This window comes from Polaromonas sp. (assembly GCF_012927415.1).
Taxonomy (GTDB): Bacteria; Pseudomonadota; Gammaproteobacteria; order Burkholderiales; family Burkholderiaceae_C; genus Polaromonas.
This window is the reverse complement of the sequence record NZ_JABBPF010000088.1, coordinates 1-20,322: the sequence shown is the minus strand read 5'-3', so window position 1 is coordinate 20,322 and position 20,322 is coordinate 1. Positions and strand designations below refer to the sequence as shown.

Annotated in this window: 19 protein-coding genes; 13 read left to right on the top strand and 6 right to left on the bottom strand. The window is 61.5% G+C overall.

Going from position 1 to position 20,322, the window contains the following annotated elements; translation table 11 throughout:
* The 3 genes from HHJ19_RS09255 to HHJ19_RS09245 all read left to right on the top strand — a co-directional run.
* Positions 1 to 494 (top strand): SDR family oxidoreductase (locus HHJ19_RS09255; protein ID WP_296906273.1); only part of this gene is annotated, 494 nt, incomplete at its 5' end.
* Positions 491 to 1,237 (top strand): SDR family NAD(P)-dependent oxidoreductase, encoded by a 747-nt coding sequence (locus HHJ19_RS09250; protein WP_296906271.1) that lies wholly within the window; start codon positions 491 to 493, stop codon positions 1,235 to 1,237. The genes HHJ19_RS09255 and HHJ19_RS09250, both read left to right, overlap by 4 nt.
* 80 nt (positions 1,238 to 1,317) lie before the next feature.
* Entirely contained in the window at positions 1,318 to 2,166 is an 849-nt protein-coding gene (locus HHJ19_RS09245) for a fumarylacetoacetate hydrolase family protein (RefSeq protein ID WP_296906268.1), read from the top strand.
* A 38-nt stretch (positions 2,167 to 2,204) separates the two neighbouring features.
* On the opposite strand, the gene HHJ19_RS09240 is transcribed toward HHJ19_RS09245, so the two are convergent.
* The 3 genes from HHJ19_RS09240 to HHJ19_RS09230 are packed head-to-tail and all read right to left on the bottom strand — an operon-like array spanning position 2,205 to position 5,027.
* Positions 2,205 to 3,209, bottom strand: coding sequence for a tripartite tricarboxylate transporter substrate binding protein (locus HHJ19_RS09240; RefSeq protein WP_296906266.1), 1,005 nt, complete (start codon positions 3,207 to 3,209; stop codon positions 2,205 to 2,207).
* Positions 3,210 to 3,228: 19 nt separating this feature from the next.
* Complete coding sequence (locus HHJ19_RS09235) at positions 3,229 to 4,065, bottom strand: 3-keto-5-aminohexanoate cleavage protein (RefSeq protein WP_296906261.1); 837 nt, start codon at positions 4,063 to 4,065, stop codon at positions 3,229 to 3,231.
* The gene (locus HHJ19_RS09230) at positions 4,062 to 5,027 is read right to left on the bottom strand and encodes a 3-hydroxyacyl-CoA dehydrogenase NAD-binding domain-containing protein (protein ID WP_296906275.1); all 966 of its coding nucleotides are present in this window, start codon (positions 5,025 to 5,027) and stop codon (positions 4,062 to 4,064) included. Before HHJ19_RS09230 ends, HHJ19_RS09235 begins: the two co-directional genes overlap by 4 nt.
* Before the next feature lie 94 nt (positions 5,028 to 5,121).
* Here HHJ19_RS09230 and HHJ19_RS09225 point away from each other — a divergent pair, with 94 nt between their 5' ends.
* From HHJ19_RS09225 to HHJ19_RS09190, 8 genes are all read left to right on the top strand, one after another.
* Complete coding sequence (locus HHJ19_RS09225) at positions 5,122 to 6,099, top strand: LysR family transcriptional regulator (RefSeq protein ID WP_296906258.1); 978 nt, start codon at positions 5,122 to 5,124, stop codon at positions 6,097 to 6,099.
* 114 nt (positions 6,100 to 6,213) lie between these two features.
* Positions 6,214 to 6,966: a TetR/AcrR family transcriptional regulator gene (locus HHJ19_RS09220; RefSeq protein WP_296906255.1), complete on the top strand. Its 753-nt coding sequence runs from the start codon at positions 6,214 to 6,216 to the stop codon at positions 6,964 to 6,966.
* Positions 6,967 to 6,981: 15 nt separating this feature from the next.
* Positions 6,982 to 8,778, top strand: coding sequence for an acyl-CoA dehydrogenase C-terminal domain-containing protein (locus HHJ19_RS09215; protein ID WP_296906249.1), 1,797 nt, complete (start codon positions 6,982 to 6,984; stop codon positions 8,776 to 8,778).
* A gap of 77 nt (positions 8,779 to 8,855) precedes the next feature.
* Positions 8,856 to 9,290: a DUF2147 domain-containing protein gene (locus HHJ19_RS09210; RefSeq protein ID WP_296906246.1), complete on the top strand. Its 435-nt coding sequence runs from the start codon at positions 8,856 to 8,858 to the stop codon at positions 9,288 to 9,290.
* Positions 9,291 to 9,456: 166 nt separating this feature from the next.
* Positions 9,457 to 11,898, top strand: coding sequence for a 3-hydroxyacyl-CoA dehydrogenase/enoyl-CoA hydratase family protein (locus tag HHJ19_RS09205; RefSeq protein WP_296906242.1), 2,442 nt, complete (start codon positions 9,457 to 9,459; stop codon positions 11,896 to 11,898).
* 111 nt (positions 11,899 to 12,009) lie between these two features.
* Positions 12,010 to 12,525 (top strand): DUF4442 domain-containing protein, encoded by a 516-nt coding sequence (locus HHJ19_RS09200; RefSeq protein ID WP_296906240.1) that lies wholly within the window; start codon positions 12,010 to 12,012, stop codon positions 12,523 to 12,525.
* A 35-nt stretch (positions 12,526 to 12,560) separates the two neighbouring features.
* Positions 12,561 to 13,760 (top strand): acetyl-CoA C-acyltransferase, encoded by a 1,200-nt coding sequence (locus HHJ19_RS09195; protein WP_296906237.1) that lies wholly within the window; start codon positions 12,561 to 12,563, stop codon positions 13,758 to 13,760.
* 121 nt (positions 13,761 to 13,881) lie between these two features.
* Positions 13,882 to 14,661, top strand: coding sequence for an enoyl-CoA hydratase (locus HHJ19_RS09190; RefSeq protein ID WP_296906234.1), 780 nt, complete (start codon positions 13,882 to 13,884; stop codon positions 14,659 to 14,661).
* 159 nt (positions 14,662 to 14,820) lie between these two features.
* Here the strand turns inward: HHJ19_RS09190 and HHJ19_RS09185 are convergent, their stop codons facing one another.
* The 3 genes from HHJ19_RS09185 to HHJ19_RS09175 all read right to left on the bottom strand — a co-directional run bounded on the left by HHJ19_RS09185 (position 14,821) and on the right by HHJ19_RS09175 (position 18,276).
* On the bottom strand, positions 14,821 to 16,233 hold the full coding sequence (locus HHJ19_RS09185) for a phosphatidylserine/phosphatidylglycerophosphate/cardiolipin synthase family protein (RefSeq protein WP_296906231.1): 1,413 nt from the start codon (positions 16,231 to 16,233) through the stop codon (positions 14,821 to 14,823).
* 27 nt (positions 16,234 to 16,260) lie between these two features.
* Positions 16,261 to 17,733, bottom strand: coding sequence for an RNB domain-containing ribonuclease (locus HHJ19_RS09180; RefSeq protein WP_296906226.1), 1,473 nt, complete (start codon positions 17,731 to 17,733; stop codon positions 16,261 to 16,263).
* 246 nt (positions 17,734 to 17,979) lie between these two features.
* Positions 17,980 to 18,276, bottom strand: a complete 297-nt coding sequence (locus HHJ19_RS09175) for a hypothetical protein (protein WP_296906223.1) — start codon at positions 18,274 to 18,276, stop codon at positions 17,980 to 17,982.
* A gap of 688 nt (positions 18,277 to 18,964) precedes the next feature.
* Here HHJ19_RS09175 and HHJ19_RS09170 point away from each other — a divergent pair.
* Together HHJ19_RS09170 and HHJ19_RS09165 are read left to right on the top strand one after the other, a co-directional pair.
* Positions 18,965 to 19,489 carry a phasin family protein gene (locus tag HHJ19_RS09170; RefSeq protein WP_296906220.1) on the top strand — a complete coding sequence of 175 codons (525 nt, stop codon included), beginning with the start codon at positions 18,965 to 18,967 and terminating at the stop codon, positions 19,487 to 19,489.
* Positions 19,490 to 19,669: 180 nt separating this feature from the next.
* Positions 19,670 to 20,170 carry a thioesterase family protein gene (locus tag HHJ19_RS09165; protein WP_296906218.1) on the top strand — a complete coding sequence of 167 codons (501 nt, stop codon included), beginning with the start codon at positions 19,670 to 19,672 and terminating at the stop codon, positions 20,168 to 20,170.
* Positions 20,171 to 20,322: the final 152 nt, after the last annotated feature.

Below are 20,322 nucleotides of genomic sequence, written 5' to 3'. Positions count from 1 at the left end.
CCGGCTTTGTGCATGGGGGCACCGTGCTTGAGGCCACCGATGACGAACTCGACTTTGCGTTCAGGCTCAACGTGCGCTCGCAGTTCTGGATGATCCAGGCCGTGTTGCCCGGGATGCAGGAAAAAAAAGGCGCCAGTATCATCAACATGGCCAGCGTTTGCAGCAGCATCAAGGGCCTGCCCAGCCGTTTTGTTTACGGCACCACCAAGGCGGCGGTTCTCGGGCTGACCAAAAGTGTCGCGGCCGATTATGTGGCGCAGGGAATCCGCTGCAACGCCATCTGCCCTGGCACGGTAGACACGCCTTCGCTGCAGGACCGCATCAACGCCACCGCTGATCCGGCCGGGGCGCGTAAAAATTTCATCGCACGCCAGCCTCTGGGCCGCCTCGCGCAGGCTCACGAAATTGCACCGCTGGTGGTGTTTCTGGCGAGCGACGAAGCGGCTTTTGTGACGGGGCAGGCCTACAGCATTGATGGAGGAATCACCATATGAACCAGCTTGATTTTGCCGGCCGTCATGCCGTGATCACCGGCGGCGCGGCCGGTATCGGCTTGGCCATCACACAGCGCCTGCTGGCGTCGGGCGCTACAGTCACCTGGTGGGATCGGGATGCGGCGGCCATGGCAACGGCCCGGCAGCCACTGGGCCACGCGGTACAGCAGGTCGTCGTCGATGTGGGGGATCACGCCAGCGTGGTTGGCGCCGTTCGGCAGACCGTGATGCGCCATCGGGCGATTGACGTGCTGGTCAACTGCGCCGGCATCACCGGCCCGAACGTGAAGCTCTGGGACTACCCGCCAGAACAATGGCTGCAGGTGATGCAGGTCAATCTGAACGGACTATTTTATTGCTGCCGAGAAGTGGTTCCCGTCATGCAGCAGAACAATTACGGGCGCATTGTCAACATTGCCTCGGTGGCGGGCAAGGAGGGCAACCCGAATGCCAGCGCCTACAGCGCCAGCAAGGCAGCGGTGATCGCTCTGACCAAATCGCTCGGCAAGGAACTGGCCGATACCGGCATTCGCGTCAACTGCGTGACGCCTGCTGCGGTCAAGACCGCCATCTTTGACCAGATGAGCCCGGCGCATATCGAGTTCATGCTTTCTAAAATTCCGATGGGCCGCTTTGGCGAGCCCGAAGAGGTCGCAGCCATGGTCGCCTGGCTGTGCACGCAGGAATGCTCGTTTTCCACCGGCGCGGTGTTCGATCTGTCAGGCGGTCGCGCCACTTACTGAACTGCAGAAACTGGTGAACTGCGAAACTGTGGTGTCGGTTTTTGTTCGATCCATGTGTTGAAAGAAAAAAAGGAAGCTCCATGAAACTTGTTCGCTACGGCAAACCGGGAAAAGAAAAGCCCGGCCTGATTGACGCCGATGGCAAATTGCGTGATTTAAGTGCCGTCATTACCGATATCGGCCCCGAGCAACTCGGTGATGCGGCGCTGGCCAGGCTGCGCAAACTCAAAACCGACAAGCTGCCGCTGGTCAGGGGTTTGCCGCGCCTGGGCAGCCCGATTACGGGCACGCGCAAGTTCATCGCCATCGGCCTCAACTATGCCGACCATGCCGCCGAATCGGGTCTGCCGATTCCGCCCGAACCCATCGTCTTCATGAAGGCCACAAGCTGCATCCAGGGACCGAACGACCCGGTCATGCTGCCAAAGGGCTCGGTCAAGACCGACTGGGAAGTCGAGCTCGGCGTGATCATCGGGACCCGCGCACGCTATGTTTCGCAAAAAGAGGCACTCAACCATGTGGCCGGTTATTGCACGATCAACGATGTCAGTGAGCGCGAGTTCCAGATCGAGCGTGGCGGCACCTGGGACAAGGGCAAGGGTTGTGACACTTTTGGTCCGCTGGGCCCGTGGCTGGTAACACGGGATGACGTGCCAAATCCGCAAAAACTGGCGATGTGGCTGGACGTCAATGGCCAGCGGATGCAGACCGGCAGCACAAAGACCATGATTTTCAGCGTCGCGAAAATCATCAGCTATGTCAGCCAGTTCATGACACTGGAGGCCGGCGATGTCATCACCACCGGTACGCCGCCCGGCGTGGGAATGGGCATGAAGCCTCAGGTGTTTCTGAAAAAAGGCGATCAGATGGCGCTGGGCATTGACGGCCTGGGTGAGCAGCGGCAGGTGGTGTTTCCCTTCAAGCTGTGAAGTCGTGGCGCCAGGCCCGGGCTGGCGCCACTGCCGCGTCAGTCCACGGTCACGCCGGAGTCCCTGACCAGTTTTCCAAGGCGGACTGATTCCTTGCGGATCAGGTAGCCGAATTGCGCCGGGGTACCGCCCACCACCGCCGTGCCCAGCGCTTCCCATTTTTTCTGGAACGCAGGGGTGCTGAAAATGGCATTAAGCGTCGTGTTGAGCTTCTCAATGACCGCTGACGGCGTTCCGGCACGCACCGCAATGCCATGCCAGCCGGTGAATTCGTAGCCGGCAATGCCGGACTCCAGCATGGTCGGCACATCGGGCAGCAAGGGACTGCGCCGGGCTGACGTCACCGCGAGCGGCACCAGCTTGCCCGTCTGCAGATACGGCAGTGAACTGCCCAGAATGTCAAACATCACGTTGACCTGGCCGCCCAGCATGTCATTGAGCGCAGGGCCGGCGCCGCGGTAGGGAATGTGCGCCATTTTCACGTTCAGCTGGCTGTTGAAAAGTTCGCCTGCCAGGTGTTGCGGTGTGCCGTTTCCGGCCGAAGCGAAGCTCAGTTCCGACTTCGGCGCTCTGGCCGCGGCCACCAGTTCCTTCACGCTCTTGATGCCCAGCTTCGGCGTGACTTCCAGCACCAGCGGAAAGGACGAAATCTGGATCACCGGTGCCAGGTCGGTCAGCGGGTTGAAGCTCATGCTGCGGTACAGCGAAGTGTTGACGGCCATCGGGCCGCTCGCCGCCAGCAGCAGGGTGTAGCCGTCGGCAGGCGCCTGTTTTGCCACTTCAGCACTACCCAGGTTGCCACCGGCGCCACCCTTGTTTTCTATCACGATGGGCACACCGAGCCGGGTCTGCAATTCCACCTGCAACATGCGCGCCATCAGGTCGGTGGGGCCACCTGGCGGATAGGGAACGATGAATCGGATCGGCTTGCTGGGGTAAGCGTCTTGCGCCAGCGCGGCTACGGGGGTGAGTGCGCCCAGTGCGCTCAATGCAAATCCCAGTCCGATAGCCGGCAGGCTTTTGATGAAGTTCGATCGTTTCATGGTGTCTCCGTTGTTGTCGTCAATTCAGCTGGTTCGGGTCGTCAAAAAACTGCCGCCGGATTTGCTCTGCCGTGGCCAGCGGACGCCCCAGGCAGGCTGCCGCCTGAGCGGCTTGTCTGACCAGTGCCGCGTTGTCGGGTGCCGGCTCGCCGTTGCGCAGAAAGAGGTTGTTTTCAAACCCAACGCGCGCATGGCCGCCGAGGGCTGCCGCCGCCATGATGCAGGCATGTTCGGTGGCGCCGAAAGCGCACACGGTCCAGGGTTCGCTGCCGGTATGCGCCTGCAAAAACGCAACGAGGTCGCGCGGTTCGGAGGTTTGCCCTGCGCTGTAGCGCCCCAGCACAAACAGCAGTGACCAGCGGCCATCGGGAATCACGCCTTGCGCTCGCAGCTGCTGCCAGCGCTGCAGGTCTTTCACGTCGTACAAAATGATTTGCGTCATCACGCGCTCGCGCATCAGCCAGGCAAAGAATCCGGCCAGACCGGCGTCACCGATGGCGGGCTGGTCAAGCTCTCGCAAGCCGACTGAGACAGCCTCGGGCCGCAGGCTGCGCACCATGTCGATCTGCGCCTGCGCCTCATAAACGCGGGCCGCCTCGCTGGTGACCTGCAGCACCATGGCATCGCCCACGACGGCCTTGACGGCTGCCAGCGCTTCGCGATAACCCGTCACGTCAAGGCTGTGGCGACCTGCGCTGTCGCGGATGTGCAGGTGCAGCATCGCCGCACCCGCTTCCAGACACTGGCGGGCGGTGGCGGCCAGCGTGGCCGCCGTGACCGGCAAGGCCGGATGGTCTGCCAGCTGTTTGTAGGCGCCGTTGGGGGCCACGGTCAGGATCAGGGGGGTGCAAGTCATGGCGCGGTGTTGTCGTCGGTATCGATCGGAGGAAGTTCGCTGGCCAGCAGAGCCAGACCCTGCTGCAACAGATGGTTGTAGCGGGTCTGTTCGGCCCGGCGGCGTTCTTCGGGCCAGTCGTAAAAGCCGGCACCGGTCTTCATGCCCAATCGGCCCCCCGCGACATGGGCGCTCAGGATGCGTGCGGGCTCGGTGGCAATGGAAAGCGTCGGGTACATAGTGGCGGCAGCTGCACAATGCACATCCAGCCCGGCATGGTCGCGCTGCAGCACCGGGCCGGCGGCGAGGTAGCGAAAGCCGAAACCGAAGCGCACCGCCGCATCCACATCTTCAGGTGTGGCGATGCCTTCGTCGATCATGGCAAAAGCCTCGCGGGCCAGCGCATGCTGCAGGCGGTTGGCGAGAAAACCCGGCTTGTCCTTGCGCACCAGCACCGGCACGCTGCCGCAGCCACGCATGAAGGCGCACAGCCGGTCGGCCTGTGCCGGATCGGTGTCCGGGCCGCGCACTACCTCGACCAGCGGCACCAGGTGGGCGGGCATGAAAAAGTGCAGCCCCAGCATGCGCCCGCGTGTGTCCAGTCCCTGGGCAATTGCGCTGATCGGAAAGCTCGAGCTGTTGCTGGCGAGGACGGTCGATGCAGGCGCGTACTTCACCAGTTCGGCGAACAGCTGCTGCTTCATCGGCAGATTTTCCGGAATGCATTCCACCACCAAGGCGACGTCGGCCCACGCTAGCGCGTCCAGTCGGGGCAGCGCCATCACGCGGTCTGCTCGCCGCTCCAGCCCGAGCGGTGCGAGGGCTTGCCGCACATGGGCCTGCAACCGGCTGCGCTTGGGCTCGTCTGGATCAATCACGGTGACTCGGCAGCCGCCGCGCGCCAGCACGACGGCAACATCGGCACCCATGGTTCCGCCGCCGACAACGACTGCATGAATGTTTTTCGGATGGGCGGGCAACAGCGTCAAAAGAGGTCCTTCATAGGTAAATGTTGAAAAGAGTCTAGGCGGCTCCAATTGCCCTGTCCAGCCGTATTTATGGATAAACTGATTCGCTATGCAGATCAATTGGTCAATACGGGAGCTGGATGTTTTTTTGGCCTTGGCTAGCACTCTCAGCTTTCGCCGCACCGCCGCACAGGTGAACCTCTCGCAGTCGGCGGTTTCCGGCGTCGTCACACGGCTGGAGGCGGCGCTGGATGTGCGGCTGTTCGACCGGACTACCCGAAGTGTGCAGCTCACTGCGGCTGGTCAGGTGTTTGCCGACCAGGCGCTGATGCTGCGTATTCAGACTGACGAGTCAGTGCGCGCGGTCCGCAATGTTGCCGAGTTGCAGGTCGGCAAGGTCACGCTCGCCGCGCTGCCTTCGCTGGCTGCCACCGTGGTGCCTGCGGCCTGTGCCCGCTACAGCGCGCTTTACCCCGGTGTTCAGTTTCAGATTGTTGACACCCTTTCGGGGCCGGCGTTTGATTTGGTGCGGGCCGGCCAGGTTGACTTTGCGCTGACGGCGGCCAATCCTGCCTATGCAGACCTTGACTACACGCCACTGGCCTCTGACGGCTTTGTCTTGCTGATCCCACCCGGCCATGCGCTGACCAGAGAACGTGGTCCGCTGCGCTGGATTGAGGTTGCCGGGCTGACCCACATTTCGATGCCGCTGCCCGCCAGCGTGCGCCAGTATGCCGATGCAGCACTGCTGCAGCACCGTTTGCGTTTTGCACCCACTTACCAGGTCGAGCACCTCGCCACTATCACCGCCATGGTCGCCAGCGGGCTGGGGGTAGCTGCGCTGCCCGAACTCGCAGCGGCAGTAGCACCCCAGCCCGGCGTGGTGCGTCGTCCGCTGGTCGAACCTGACATCTCGCGCCCGATAGGACTGGTGACCCGGCGCTACCGGAGCTTGTCACCCGCCGCAGCCGCTCTGGTGGAAATTCTGCGGGAAGAGATGGTGCGGCTTGCGCCTTGGCCTGAATTGGCAGGCGAGGAACAGCCGAGCATTGCGCCGGCCCGTCGAGCCCACCCAAAACAAGGGTAAACCCGTAAGTCGCTTAGAAGCCGATCCCTAAGAAATAAGTGCCCTGCACGGCCTGAGGATTGTCAAATTGCTGCAAAATAGAACGATCGTTCGTTTTATTTTCACGCAACACTTATGACCGCCACTGCACTCCCCTTCAAAGCCGCTCTCGCTTCCCGCGTAGCTGTGGCGCTGCCCAAAAGTCAGCAAAAGGGCCAGCAGACCAAGGCCGCAATCGTCGATGCCGCTTTGGGTCTGGCCACGCAGATCGGCCTTGAAGGCCTGAGCATTGGTGCGCTGGCCGAGCTCATGCACATGAGTAAGTCCGGCGTCTTCGCCCACTTTGGCTCACGCGAGGAGCTGCAGATTTCGGTGATTCGTGAGTACCACGCCAGGTTCGAGGAAGAGGTGTTTTTTCCGGTGCTGCAGCAGGCCCGGGGCCTGCCGCGCTTGCGCGCGATGTTTCACAACTGGATGAACCGCACTTCGATTGAAATCGATTCGGGTTGTATTTACATCAGCGGCGCAGTTGAGTTCGACGACCGCCCCGGGCCGGTGCGCGATGCGCTGGCCGATTCGGTGCGAACCTGGCTGGCCGCCATGTTTCGTGCCGTGGTGCAGGCCAGGGATGCGGGTCATCTTTATCCTGAAGCCGATGCGCATCAGATGGCCTTCGAGATCCACGGTCTTATTCTGGCGCTGCACTACGAGGCCAGGTTTTTGAAGACACCCGGATCAACAGACCGGGCAGAGACCGGTTTTTCCAATATCCTCGCGCGCTACGGCTGCACTGACTCGGCTGCACGGGCCGTTTCCGCAAATACTTCCTCCGTTTCCCTTTTGCCAAAGCCTGCTTCGGTGAAATCATTTCCTTCCAAATCGTCTTAACGTCAAAGGACCACCATGCCCCAGTACAACCCGCCCCTGCGCGACATGCAATTCGTCATGCACGAAGTGCTCAAGGTCACCGACGAGCTGAAGGTCCTGCCGCGGCATGCCGACATTGATGCCGACACCATCAATGCAGTGCTGGAAGAAGGCGGCAAGTTCGCGGTCGATGTGACCTTTCCACTCAATATCAGTGGCGACGAGCAGGGCTGCACGCTCGACAAGACCACGCATGAAGTCACGCCTCCCAAAGGTTTCAAGGAGGCTTATGCACAGTACGTCGAAGGTGGCTGGGCCGCGCTGAGCTGCGATCCCGAATACGGCGGCCAGGGCCTGCCTTTTGTCGTGAATCAGTGCTTCTACGAGATGATGAACTCGGCCAACCAGGCCTGGACCATGTACCCCGGCCTGTCGCATGGCGCGTATGAGGCGCTGCATGCCCACGGCACTGACGCGCAGAAAAAGCTGTACCTGCCCAAACTGGTCAGCGGCGAATGGACCGGCACCATGTGCCTGACCGAAGCGCATTGCGGCACCGACCTGGGCCTGCTGCGCACCAAGGCCGAGCCACAGGCCGACGGTACTTTCAAGCTCACCGGCAACAAGATTTTCATCAGCGCCGGCGAGCACGACATGACCCCCAACATCTTGCATCTGGTGCTGGCCCGTCTGCCCGATGCGCCGCAGGGCAGCAAGGGCATCAGCCTTTTTATCGTGCCCAAGTTCAATGTGAATGTCGACGGTTCGCTGGGCTCGCGCAACGGCATTTACTGCGGCGGCCTGGAGCACAAGATGGGCATCCACGGCAACGCGACGGCGCAAATAGTGATGGACGAGGCCGTTGGAACGATGGTCGGCGCGCCAAACAAAGGCCTGGCTGCGATGTTCGTGATGATGAATGCGGCTCGCCTGGGCGTGGGAAACCAGTCGCTGGGCCTGACCGAAGTGGCCTTTCAGAACGCGCTGGCCTATGCCAAGGACCGCATCCAGATGCGCTCGCTGTCAGGCGTCAAGGCCAAGGACAAGCCGGCAGATCCGATCATCGTGCATCCCGACGTGCGCAAGATGCTGCTGACCGCCAAGGCCTATGCCGAAGGTGGCCGCGCGCTGGCCATCTACTGCACGCTGCTGCTGGACAAAGAGCTTCACCACCCGGATGAAAAGGTGCGCAAGGATTCCAGCGAAATCGTCGCGCTGCTCACGCCCATCGTCAAGGCTTTCCTGACCGATAACGGCCACATTGCCACCAATGCCTGCATGCAGGTGTTCGGCGGCCACGGCTACATCAAGGAATGGGGTTTGGAGCAGCTGGTGCGCGATAACCGCATCAACATGATCTATGAAGGCACCAACACCATCCAGTCGCTCGATTTGCTGGGCCGCAAGATTCTGGGCAACAACGGCGCCACCCTGAAAAAGTTTGGCAAGCTGATTGGTGCGCTGGTGCTGGAAGAAGGCGTGAACGAAAAGATGGCCGAGTTCATCAATCCGCTGGCCTACCTGGCCGACCAGATGACCAAGTTCACCACGGAACTCGGCTTCAAGGGTTTCCAGAACCCTGACGAGGTGGGTGCGGCCGCAGTGGACTATTTGCGGGTGGCGGGCCACCTGGTGTTTGGCTACTTCTGGGCGCGCATGGCGCAAGTTGCGCTGCGTGAAATCGCCGCTGGCAACGCCGACCCGTTCTACCTGGCCAAGGTGCAGACCGCTCGCTTTTATTTTGCCAAGCTGTTCCCGGAAACCGCAACCCTCATGCGCACCGCACGCAGCGGCAGCAAGGCGCTGATGGACACTGACGCTGCGCTGGCTTGAACACGCAGGCCGGGCAGGTGCAAGCTGCGACGGCCCGGCTACCGCCAGATATTTAATCTTTTACCGCTGGAGTCCATATGAAACGGTTGCTGATAGCTATTTTTTCAGGAGCAATCGCTTTTTCCGCGCTGGCCCAGGCGAGCCCGGTAGGCCTGTGGCGCAACTACGATGACAAAACAGGCGAGTCCAAGGCCGAGGTTCGCATCACGGATGTGGCGGGCGTGCTGAGCGGAAAAATTGAAAAGCGGCTACTAAAGAATGCCAGGGCCGAGGATGTGTGTATCGAGTGCAGCGACGAGCGCAAGGGCAAGCTCATTCTGGGCCTGGAAATCATTCGCGGCGCCAAAAAAGTCGAGGACCGCGAGGTCTGGGAAGGCGGCAAGATTCTGGACCCGGAAAACGGCCGCAGCTACACGCTCAGGATGACGCCCATCGAAGACGGCAAAAAGCTGGAGGTCAGGGGCTCTTTCGGGCCTTTTGGACGGACCCAGACCTGGGTTCGAATAAATTGACTCACCCCGCCTGCGGCTCACTGCGTGTAGCCGCATCCCCCCTTGCAGGGGCGACGCTGGTGGCCCGGCATAGCCGGTTCCACGGCATCCTTGCTCGGGAACTGGTTCATCAAGTCGCAAGCAGCGTCACGAAACAAATCAAGCAATCGATAAGGAAGGAAACAAGATGTCCCGTTTTCAAGTGAAGAAAGTCGCTGTGCTCGGTGCCGGCGTGATGGGTGCGCAAATCGCCGCCCATCTGGTCAATTGCAAGGTGCCGGTGGTGCTGTTTGATTTGCCGGCCAAAGACGGCCTGAAAAACGGCATCGTCAGCCGCGCCATTGAGGGACTGAAAAAACTCAAGCCCGCACCGCTGGGCGTGGCCGAAGATGCCGCGCTGATCCAGCAGGCCAATTACGAAGAGCACCTGGCGCAACTGCTGGAATGCGATCTCATCATCGAGGCGATTGCCGAGCGCATGGACTGGAAGACCGAGCTTTACCACAAGATTGCGCCTTTCGTGGCCGAAGGCGCCATCGTCGCCAGCAACACCTCCGGCCTGTCGATCACCACGCTGAGCCAGGCACTGCCGGAGAGTATCAAGCCGCGTTTTTGCGGCATCCATTTTTTCAACCCGCCACGCTACATGACGCTGGTCGAGCTGATCAACACGCCGACGACTGAACCCAGGGTGCTCGACGAGCTGGAAGCTTTCGTGACGACGGCGCTGGGCAAGGGCGTGATCCGTGCCCACGACACGCCCAATTTCATCGCCAACCGCGTCGGCATCGCCAGCATGCTGGCGACCATCAAGGAGGCCGAAACCTTTGGCCTGAGCTATGACGTGGTCGACGACCTGACCGGAAAGAAGCTGGGCCGCGCGAGTTCGGGCACCTTCCGCACCGCCGACGTGGTCGGTCTGGACACCATGGCGCATGTCATCCAGACGCTGCAGGACAACCTCGGCCCGGTTGGCAGTTCAGGCAGCGGAAAAGTGGAAGATCCGTTTTCAGCCATCTATGGCACGCCGCCGGTGCTGGCAAGGTTGCTAGAAACCAAAAGCCTGGGGCAGAAAACCGGTGCCGGTTTCTACAAAAAAGTGGGCCGCGACATCCTGCGCCTGGACCCCGAAAGCATGGAATACGTTGCCGCTGGCGCCAAGGCTAATGAAGTCGTCGGCCGCATGCTGAAAAAGCCGGCCGGCGAACGCCTCAGGCTGCTGCGTGAAGCCGAAGGCGCTGAACCGCGCTTTCTCTGGGCCATCTTGCGCGACCAGTTCCACTATGCCGCTGTGCATCTGGAGGCGATTGCTGAAACCGCGCGCGACATCGACTTTGCGATGCGCTGGGGTTTTGGCGCGAAACAGGGTCCGTTCGAGCTGTGGCAGGAAGCGGGCTGGCTTCAGGTGGCCAACTGGATCAAGGAAGACATTGACGCCGGCCGGGCGCTCACCAAAGCGCCCCTGCCTGACTGGGTTTTTACCGCTTCCGTGGTCGCGGCCGGTGGTGTGCATACGCCCGAAGGATCTTGGAGCGCTTCAGCCAAGAAGTTCATTCCGCGACGCAAGCTGCCCGTCTATGAACGCCAGCATTTCCCCGAAGACGTTCTCGGCTCCAGCGCGCCCGCCTTCGAGACGGCCGGCACGACGGTGCACGAAGACGACGCAATTCGTCTCTGGACGCTGGACGGCCACAACGGCGAAGTGGGTGACGTGTTGATCGCCAGCATCAAGACGAAGATGCACGCCATCAGCCCCGATGTGGCCGAAGGTCTGGCAATGGGCGTTGAGCTGGCCGAGAAAAGCTACAAGGGCCTGGTGATCTGGTCGAACGACGCAATGTTCTCGGCCGGGGCCGATCTGCAGGCCATGCTGCCAGCTTTCATGATGGGCGGCGCCAGGGCGATTGAAGGCGCCGAGGCCGAGTTGCAGAACACCATGCTCAGGTTGCGTTATGCCGCCGTGCCCGTGGTATCGGCGATTCGCGGCCTGGCGCTCGGCGGTGGCTGCGAAATGGCGGTGTATTCGGCCAAACGGGTGGTGGCGATGGAAAGCTACATCGGCCTGGTGGAAGTAGGCGTCGGCCTGGTGCCGGGTGCCGGCGGGCTTGCCTACATTGCGCGCCGCGCCGCTGAAAATGCCGCCAAATCGACCGGCAAGGACATCCTGCCTTTCCTGACAGAGGGGTTTAGCGCCGCCGCCATGGCGACCGTCGGCACCAGCGCGCCGGAAAGCCGGAAGCTGGGCTACCTGCTTGATAGTGACGTCATCGTGCCGAACAGGGACGAGCTGCTGTTTGTGGCGCTGAATGAAGCCCGCGCGCTGTTCAATTCAGGCTACCGGGCGCCCCACAAGCGCCTCTTTCCTGTGGCGGGCCGCAGCGGCATTGCGACCATCAAGGGCCAGCTGGTCAACATGCGTGACGGCGGCTTCATCAGCGCGCATGACTTTCACATCGCCAGCCTGATTGCCAATGTGGTTTGCGGCGGTGATGTGGATGCCGGCACGCTGGTGACCGAGGAATACCTGATGACGCTGGAGCGCAAGGCTTTCTGTTCGCTGCTGGAACACCCCAAGACGCAGGAACGCATCATGGGCATGATGAGCACCGGCAAACCGGTGAGGAACTGATGAATATCCCCGTCGGGCGCGCATTGCGTGCAGCGCTTTCCCGCCTTGCAGGGAGCGTCAGCTGCGGCCCGGCGGAGCCGGTTCCTTGCTGTCATTCGATGGCGTATAGACATGACTGATTCTCCGATCACGCCACCGAACCGGCTGGAGCGCCAGCTTGAGAGGCTTTCCGAAGTGCCCGCCTTTGCGCGACCCTGGTTTCGCAGTGTGGTGTTGCGCCGCGCCGTGCCTTTTACCGGCACCGCGGGGCTGGACTTTCTGCAGATGGGGCGTGAGCGCGTCGAGATCGGCATCAAAAATGAAAAGAAGGTGCAGAACCACATTGGCGGCATTCACGCCTCGGCCATGAATTTGCTGGCGGAAACCGCCACCGGCATGGTGGTTGGCATGAACGCGCGTGACGACTGTATCCCGCTGGCCAAGGAGCTGAAGATGGCGTTCAAAAAACGCGCCACGGGTTCGATGCGCGCGGTAGCCACGCTCAGCGCGGAGCAGCGCGCCTTGATGCAGGCCAGCGACCGGGGTGAGGTCAATGTGCCCGTCATCGTGACCGACGAAAACGGGGTGAACCCGGTCGAGTGTGAATTTGTCTGGGCCTGGATACCCTCCGGCCCGCGTAACAGTTAAAGCGCCCAAGCGCCAAAAAATCAAAGGAAGCCATCATGGCCAAACAAGTTCAGGAAGCCTACATCGTTGCCGCTACGCGCACGCCCATCGGACGCTCGCACCGGGGCTTTTTCCGCAACACGCGGCCCGACGAGCTGCTGGTCACTGCCCTGCGGGCCGCGCTGGCCCAAGTGCCGGCGCTGGACCCGAAGGCGATTGAAGACGTCATCTGCGGTTGCGCTATTCCCGAAGGCCCGCAGGGCCTGAATATCGCCCGCATCGGCGCAGTGCTGGCCGGACTGCCGACCAGCGTGGGCGGCATTACCGTCAATCGCTTTTGCGCCTCAGGCCTGTCGGCCATCCAGATGGCTGCCGACCGAATTCGCGTTGGCGAGGCCGATGTGATGATTGCCGCCGGCGTCGAGAGCATGAGCATGGTGCCGATGTCGGGCAATTCGCCCTCGCTCTCGCCGGTCATGTTTGCCAACGACGAGAACATCGGCATTGCCTACGGCATGGGTCTGACGGCCGAGAAGGTGGCGCAGCAATGGAAAGTCTCACGCGAGGCGCAGGACCAGTTTGCCTACGAATCCCACATGAAAGCGCTGAAGGCCCAGCAGGCGGGCGAGTTCACGGCTGAAATCACGCCGGTTGAAGTGACTGACCGCACGGCCAACCTGGAAACTGGCGAAGTCATTGCCACCAGCCGCACCGTAAGCCTTGATGAAGGCGCGCGTCCCGACACCACCCTGGAGGGGCTGGCCAAACTCAAGACACCATTCGCCGCGCGTGGTTCGGTGACGGCGGGCAACAGCTCGCAAACTTCTGACGGCGCCGGAGCGCTGATTCTGGCCAGTGAAAAGGCGGTCAGGGAATTCGGCCTCAAGCCGCTGGCGCGCTTCGTCAGTTACGCCGCCAGGGGTGTGCCACCCGCCGTCATGGGCATAGGCCCGATTGAGGCCATTCCCGCAGCGCTGCGTTATGCGGGATTGATGCAGAACGACATCGACTGGTTTGAACTGAACGAAGCCTTTGCCGCGCAGTCGCTGGCGGTCATCAATAGCCTGGGTTTGGACCCCACCAAGGTCAACCGCATGGGCGGCGCGATTGCGCTGGGCCATCCGTTGGGCGCGACCGGGGCGATTCGCGCTGCGACGGTGATTCACGCACTGCAGCGCCATCAGCTGAAATACGGCATGGTAACCATGTGCGTCGGCATGGGACAAGGCGCGGCCGGCATCTTCGAAAGGGTCTGACCGGGCGCCCGGGCGAGCTGCGGCCTCGCGGCGCACGTCAGGAAATCCCGATACCGCTAGAGTGAACTTACCGCCGGTCTACACTTAGTCTTTCCAAACCGTCAACACCGGAAACTTCCTCATGAGCACTTCAACCATTCCAGAAATCCTGACCCATGTTGACGCCGGCGTGATGACCATGACGCTGAACCGTCTGGAACGGAAAAACTCCATCACCTCCGTCATGTATGGCGCCATGGCCGACGCGCTGGAATCGGCCAATCACGATGCTGCCGTGCGCGCGGTCGTCATCCAGGGCCACGAAACCATTTTTTCGGCCGGCAACGACATTGGCGACTTCCTGAACAAGCCGCCGTCCACCCCGGACTCACCCGTTTTCCGCTTTCTGCGCGGCATCAGCAGCTTTCCCAAGCCCATCGTGGCGGCGGTCTGCGGCCCGGCGGTGGGCATTGGCACCACCATGCTGCTGCACTGCGACCTGGTCTACGCCGGTGACAATGCCGCTTTTTCCATGCCTTTTGTCAATCTTGGCCTGTGTCCTGAAGCGGCATCTAGCTTTCTGGTGGCGCAGCTGATGGGTTACCCGCGGGCTGCCGAAGCGCTGCTGCTGGGCGAGCCCTTCATGGTCGAGACGGCGCTGGAGATGGGACTCATCAACCGCATCGTGCCACCCGCCGAGGTCAATGCGCTGGCGCAAAGGCAGGCGCTCAAGCTGGCCGCCAAACCGCTCAGCGCGCTGATAGAAACCAAGCGCCTGATGAAAAAGGGTAACGCCGGCATGGTGGCCGAGCGAATGGCTGAAGAGGGCGTCAGCTTTGGCCGCATGCTGCAGGAGCCCGCCGCGCGTGAGGCATTTAGCGCTTTCATGGAAAAGCGCCGCCCCGATTTTTCAGCCTTCTGACGTGCTGTCCGGCATCTTTTTTTAATGAAATATGCTTCATGTCCAGCGTTTATCGTTATTTAATGCTATTAAAATAATAGCAAACACGGTGCTGGCCGAGGTGCCATGAAGAGCTGGAAAAAGACAGCAGTACCGCCCGGAGGCGTTCACGGCTGCGATTCAAAGCTGGAACGCCAGCCAGCGGATCAGGCCTTCGGCGAACTCGCGCACCACGCCCGGGGTGCGGGGCTGGTAGGGCGATGCAAAGGCGCGTTGCCGCTCTATCCACTGCGCGAAACGTTGCACGTCGGCGGGTTCGTAAAAAGCAACCATCAATTCGTAGTTCAGGAACAGGCTGCGCTCGTCGAGATTGGCCGAGCCCGCCAGTACCACTTCGGTATCGATGACCAGCGCCTTCGCGTGGATCATCCCTTCGACCAGCCAGATGCGGGCACCGGCCGCCGCCATCTCGCGCAGCGCCGCCGGGCGTGCCATGTCGGCCAGCGCATGGTTTGAACGGCGCGGTACGAGCAGATCCACGGCAATGCCGCGCCGGGCGGCCAGCGTCAGCGCCATCAGCAGCGTGGCATCCGGCACAAAATACGGGCTGACGGCCAGGATGCGGGTTCGAGCGGTAAAGCAAATGGCAATCAGCAGCGAATACAACGTGTCGTCAGCCTGATCAGGTCCGCTGGCAATCAACTGCCCACCCGCTGCCTCGCTGGCAGGAGCCAGCGTTTTCGGGAGCGGCGCAGGGTTTACCTGCGCTTGCGTCGCGAAGGCCCAGTCCTGGTCAAACCGATGCTGCGCCTGTACGGCAAGCTCGCCGCTGAAATCAAAGCTCAAATCGATCCATGGCTCTTTCGGCGGGGCGCCGGCCGCATCACCGACAAAATACTCTGCCGCCAGATTGCGCCCTCCCGCCCATAAATGCCGGCCATCAGCGATCACCATTTTGCGGTGATTGCGCAAATTGGTGCGGCCGGGCAGGGCAGAGCGAAACGGCGAAACAAAGCGCGCCACTTCCACGCCCGCGGCAGCCAGCGGCTTGAGGTCGGGATGGCCGCCCAAATAAGCGCCAATGCCGTCGATCAGCAGCCGCACCCTGACGCCCTCCCGTGCCCGCCGCGCCAGCATCTCCAGCACCTCATTGCCCAGCGCGTCTCGCCCGATGAGAAAAGTGCAGAGGTCCAGACTGGAGGTCGCACCCAGCATCACGCGCCTGAACGCCTGCAGGGCATCGTGCCCATCCTGATGAATTGACAGCTGTTGATACGACGATGCCCGTGGAAGCCCCATGGCGGCGGCGAGGTGCTGAAACCTTGCCGCAGGCGTGTTGGACTGGCGGCCGCTGTAGGGCACCACCGGAGGGCGTGCCAACGGGTCCCTCAGGGCCTTTCGGTTGCCAAACAGCAGGTAAAGCGGCAAAGCCAGGTAAGGCATCAATGCGAGCGAGACAACCCAGGCGATGGCTGCCGAGGGGTGCCTGCGCTGCCGCCGGGCGCGCGACGCGATGACGTAAACCGCAAGACCGGTCATCGCCACCAGGCCGTGCAGGGTGAGTCCCTGGCGGGTCAGTGAGTCAAGGAGCATGGCGCAGCCTGAATCGGGCTGTCCAGCTCATTCGACTCGCACGAAGTCAATGAATCCCCGTTCGACGTTCGTCGACTCCAGTTTGACGCGGACTTTTTCGCCGACCTGGAGCCCGGCCATGCCCTTGACCAGTTTGCCTTCAGCCGGCGGAGAGAAGATTCGCACCCAGACGCCGTCGGCGGTGCTGCCGGTCACAATGCCCTCGAAGCGCTGGCCGACACGCGCCTCCAGCAGTAACGCCGCCTCGGACTTTCGCATCTGCCGCTCGACCTTTTGCGCGGCATCTTCCTGGCCGGTGCAGTGCAGCGCCAGATCGGCAAGCTCGGCGCTGGAATAGGGCGCGGGCTGGCCGGTCAGCACGGCCTTGAGGATGCGCGAAGTAATCAAATCCGGGAAGCGCCGGTTCGGGGCCGTCGAGTGCGTGTAATTTCTGACTGCCAGGCCAAAGTGGCCGATTGGCGCGCTGCCGGGCATCTCCACCACATACTCTCCCGAGCCCATGAGTTTGACAATGACCAGCGACAGGTCGGGAAACCGGAGCGGGTCCGCCTTGTGGCGTTTGGCCAGAAAGCCCGCCAGCGCCTGGGAATCGGGTTCGGGGGGCAGCGCGACACCGTATTGCCTGGCCAGCTCCACGATGCGCAACCAGCGCTCCGGCGAGCGCACCACGCGCCGCAGGGACGCGCCGCCATGCAAGGCCAGAAAGCGCGCCGTGCAGCCATTGGTGGCAATCATGACTTCCTCGATCAGCTGGCGTGCGCGGTTATGCGCCTGCTGCCTGATGTCAATCACCTTCTCGCCTTCAAACACAGCGCGGGGCTGGAATGTTTCGAATTCGAGCGAGCCCTGTTCACGCCGCTGCGCGCGCAATTGCTGGGCAAGGTTGTCCTGCATGCGCAGTTGCGCTTCCATGCCCGGCACGGCAGCCGCAGCGGCAGGCAGCGCGCCCGTGCCTTCGATCCAGGCTGCGGCCGCGTCATAGGCCAGCTTGGCACGGTTGCGAACCATGGCCCGGCAGACGCTCGAGCTAACCAGCGTGGCGTTGGCGCTGAAGACCATCTCCGTCACGAGAGCCAGCCGGTCTTCGCCCGCGTTGAGCGACGTGAGGTCGGTGGACAGGCGCTCGGGCAGCATCGGGAAAATGCGTGCCGACGTGTAGACCGAGGTCGTGTTCAGGTGCGCATGGTCGTCAATCGGTGTTGCCTTGCCGACCAGTGCGTCCACGTCGGCAATGGCGACCCGCAGCTTGACGGCGCCATCGGCCAGCAGTTCACAAAAGGTCAGTTGGTCCAGATCCAGCGAATCATCGTTGTCGATGGAACACCAGAGCAGCCCGGTGAGATTGCTGATCTGCGCTCCGGATTCGCGGCCGGTACCGGTGATGGTTGCCAGCTGCTCCATTACACGGGGTGAGAACTCGGGTTCCAGCCCGCGCTCGCGCATGGAAGCAGTGGCGATGCGGACGAGATCGGAGCGGTGATGGTTGCGGCTTGAATTCATCGGATCACTATACCGCCGCCCGTGACTCTTCCCGCCGAGGGCCAGCGCTGATTGGTGCGGGCTGGCGTTTGATGGTGGGCCATCGACGCAGACCCTTCAGGGCGCCAGTTTGAGAGGTCCCGCTTTACCGGCTGACCTGGTCAAGCGCCGAAGTGACATGCCGACCGGGAAACTGGCGCAACTTTTCAATGGCGATCAGGGCTTGGTCCACTGACCCGAAACTGCTCTGGCCATCGCCACTGACGGTCACTTTTTTTGCGCCTGGAAATGATCGCACAACCCGGGCAACCCGGGCAACCCGCGCGAACCGGGGTACTGGATTTCCGCCTGGGCCACGCTGCGGCGGCTGCTGAGCTCATCGCTTTCGGCCCTCTGCTCGGGCAAGATCTGGGCCCACACAAACAAAGTCAGCAGCAGGACCACGATCAGCACGAAAGCCACAATACTCAGGCCCAGGGCGTGCTTGCTGACCGCTTCCGCCAGACGCGGATGCAGCTCAAACCATTCATGGGTCAACCATAAAGGACGCTTTGCATTGGCCATGATTTTCCCTTTCGCAAGACCGGCTCCAGCGTTAATGGTGAACGCCCCGGCTGCACGCGCCCTTTTGAGCTGGTGCACAGCGTAGTCGGGCCTGGCCCAAAAAAATGTCAGGAAGCGTTGGCAATTGATACCGGTTGCAACCGCGGTTTCATCGATAGCTGCGCGGATTTTCAGGCTCCATCTGCCAGCCGCCGATCTGCCGCAACGCGACCTCAAGCTGATCTATCAGTGGGCAAAGATGTCGAAGCGAATGCGTTGGGCCCGCGGCAGGCTTGACCCATCGTTCACCCTGTCGATGGCGCGTGGGGTGGGGGCGATGTCGTCCGCTATCTGGCAGATAGCACTGCGGCCTTTTTGCTCTTTGCCCGTGGTGGCTCTGCAAGTGCTTGCAATAGTGGAAGCATTGCTGCGGTTTGAGGCTGGTTCTCGACTAAAAAGTATCAGGTTCAGGGCGGCTTTCAGTGCCTTTTGCGCCCGACGGTTTTGACGCCATCCAGACCGCAACGGCCGAAAAAGGCTGTTTTACCCTGCTAGTATTTTTCAGGCTGGAAGCTTTTGAGCGGATTCGTGGAGGTTGGAGTCACGCCCCTAATGACGGGCGCCAGGAAAGGAAATGCTTGCAATGGTTTGCACTCGATGGTTTAATTGCTGCACTGCAACATTTTCTCAACCCACCAAGGAGTTTCCCATGAACTACACCAACGACCAATTTCTCGTGAATCAAAAAGACAGCGTCGAAGCCTTTGCCGGCCTGTCGGAAAAAGCCTTCTCCAGCTTCGAAAAGCTGGTTGAGCTGAACATGGCCGCTGCCAAGTCAATGGTGGCCGAATCGCTCGCCAACCTGCAGGCACTGGCCGGTGCCAAAGACGCGCAGGCAATGTTTGCACTGCAATCGAACATGATTCAGCCACTGGCCGAAAAATCAGCTTCCTATAGCCGTCATCTCTATGAGATCGCTTCGGGCACGGGCGCCGAGTTCACCAAAGCTCTGGAATCCACAACGGCGGAATCGCAAAAAGCCGTGACCTCATTTCTGGAAAACTCCCTGAAGAACGCTCCAGCCGGATCAGAAGCGGCTGTCGCCGTTTTCAAGAGCGCCATCGAAGCCAGCAACAACGCGGTGGAAGCGGCACAGAAAACGGCCAAGCAGGCTGTCCAGATGGTCGAGTCCAAAATTGGCGCGGTGTCGCCGGCCGGTAAAAAAGCGGCCTGAAAGCACCTAAAAAATGGCCTGATCTATTTATCACGCCAGCAGGACGATTGACGTCCTGACCAAGAAAACGGCATCTTCGGGTGCCGTTTTCTTTTTGCGCCTTCGCCGGTACCGTTATGGAAAATGCTGAACAGCTTGCAATGCGCGTTTGTTGGGCTCGGTTGCCCGACAATAAAACCCATGACAAATGCCGCCATTTACCCCACGTCGCCCGTTCCGGCTCCTGAATTCGAGGAAGAGTTCGTCACGGGGCTAAAAGCCCTCTTTGAAGAAAAGATCGTCTTTAACCAGTTGTTAGGACTGAAAATCACCTCGCTCAAGGCCGATCGGGTCACGGCGCGGATCGACATGCGGCCTGAACTTGTTGGCCATTACGCCTACAACCGCATTCACGGCGGCGTCATCAGCGCCGGGCTTGACGCGATGGGCGGGCTGGCCGTGATGGCCGCCATTGGTGCGCGCCACATGGATGAAGCGCCCCTGCAGCGGTTGCACCGTTTTGGCAAGCTCGGCACGATTGATCTTCGGGTGGATTATTTGCGCCCCGGTATTAGCGAATTTTTCGAGTTGCGGGCCGAAGTGCTGCGGCTCGGCTCACGGGTAGCCAGCACGCGCATGGAGTTTCTGGGCGCCGATGGCAAGCTTTTTTCTACGGCCGCAGCCGCTTACATCGTGTCCTGAGTATTTTCCGGGCGTGCGTCGGTGCCGCGGTTGATTCTAAAAGCCAGGTTTTCTTTCACCGCCGTCACGCGCGCCCGCGGAAAACAAACGCCAAAAAGCGGGGCGCCGTTTACCGCCGCCCCCGCCAACGCACCCCCCCCATCCGGGGCCAC

What these genes read in the sequence shown, in the direction of transcription:
- HHJ19_RS09250 (WP_296906271.1), top strand. Translation starts at nt 491, where the DNA reads ATGAACCAGCTTGATTTTGCCGGCCGTCATGCCGTGATCACCGGCGGC.
- HHJ19_RS09245 (WP_296906268.1), top strand. Translation starts at nt 1,318, where the DNA reads ATGAAACTTGTTCGCTACGGCAAACCGGGAAAAGAAAAGCCCGGCCTG.
- HHJ19_RS09240 (WP_296906266.1), bottom strand. Translation starts at nt 3,209, where the DNA reads ATGAAACGATCGAACTTCATCAAAAGCCTGCCGGCTATCGGACTGGGA.
- HHJ19_RS09235 (WP_296906261.1), bottom strand. Translation starts at nt 4,065, where the DNA reads ATGACTTGCACCCCCCTGATCCTGACCGTGGCCCCCAACGGCGCCTAC.
- HHJ19_RS09225 (WP_296906258.1), top strand. Translation starts at nt 5,122, where the DNA reads ATGCAGATCAATTGGTCAATACGGGAGCTGGATGTTTTTTTGGCCTTG.
- HHJ19_RS09220 (WP_296906255.1), top strand. Translation starts at nt 6,214, where the DNA reads ATGACCGCCACTGCACTCCCCTTCAAAGCCGCTCTCGCTTCCCGCGTA.
- HHJ19_RS09215 (WP_296906249.1), top strand. Translation starts at nt 6,982, where the DNA reads ATGCCCCAGTACAACCCGCCCCTGCGCGACATGCAATTCGTCATGCAC.
- HHJ19_RS09210 (WP_296906246.1), top strand. Translation starts at nt 8,856, where the DNA reads ATGAAACGGTTGCTGATAGCTATTTTTTCAGGAGCAATCGCTTTTTCC.
- HHJ19_RS09205 (WP_296906242.1), top strand. Translation starts at nt 9,457, where the DNA reads ATGTCCCGTTTTCAAGTGAAGAAAGTCGCTGTGCTCGGTGCCGGCGTG.
- HHJ19_RS09200 (WP_296906240.1), top strand. Translation starts at nt 12,010, where the DNA reads ATGACTGATTCTCCGATCACGCCACCGAACCGGCTGGAGCGCCAGCTT.
- HHJ19_RS09195 (WP_296906237.1), top strand. Translation starts at nt 12,561, where the DNA reads ATGGCCAAACAAGTTCAGGAAGCCTACATCGTTGCCGCTACGCGCACG.
- HHJ19_RS09190 (WP_296906234.1), top strand. Translation starts at nt 13,882, where the DNA reads ATGAGCACTTCAACCATTCCAGAAATCCTGACCCATGTTGACGCCGGC.
- HHJ19_RS09185 (WP_296906231.1), bottom strand. Translation starts at nt 16,233, where the DNA reads ATGCTCCTTGACTCACTGACCCGCCAGGGACTCACCCTGCACGGCCTG.
- HHJ19_RS09180 (WP_296906226.1), bottom strand. Translation starts at nt 17,733, where the DNA reads ATGAATTCAAGCCGCAACCATCACCGCTCCGATCTCGTCCGCATCGCC.
- HHJ19_RS09175 (WP_296906223.1), bottom strand. Translation starts at nt 18,276, where the DNA reads ATGGCCAATGCAAAGCGTCCTTTATGGTTGACCCATGAATGGTTTGAG.
- HHJ19_RS09170 (WP_296906220.1), top strand. Translation starts at nt 18,965, where the DNA reads ATGAACTACACCAACGACCAATTTCTCGTGAATCAAAAAGACAGCGTC.
- HHJ19_RS09165 (WP_296906218.1), top strand. Translation starts at nt 19,670, where the DNA reads ATGACAAATGCCGCCATTTACCCCACGTCGCCCGTTCCGGCTCCTGAA.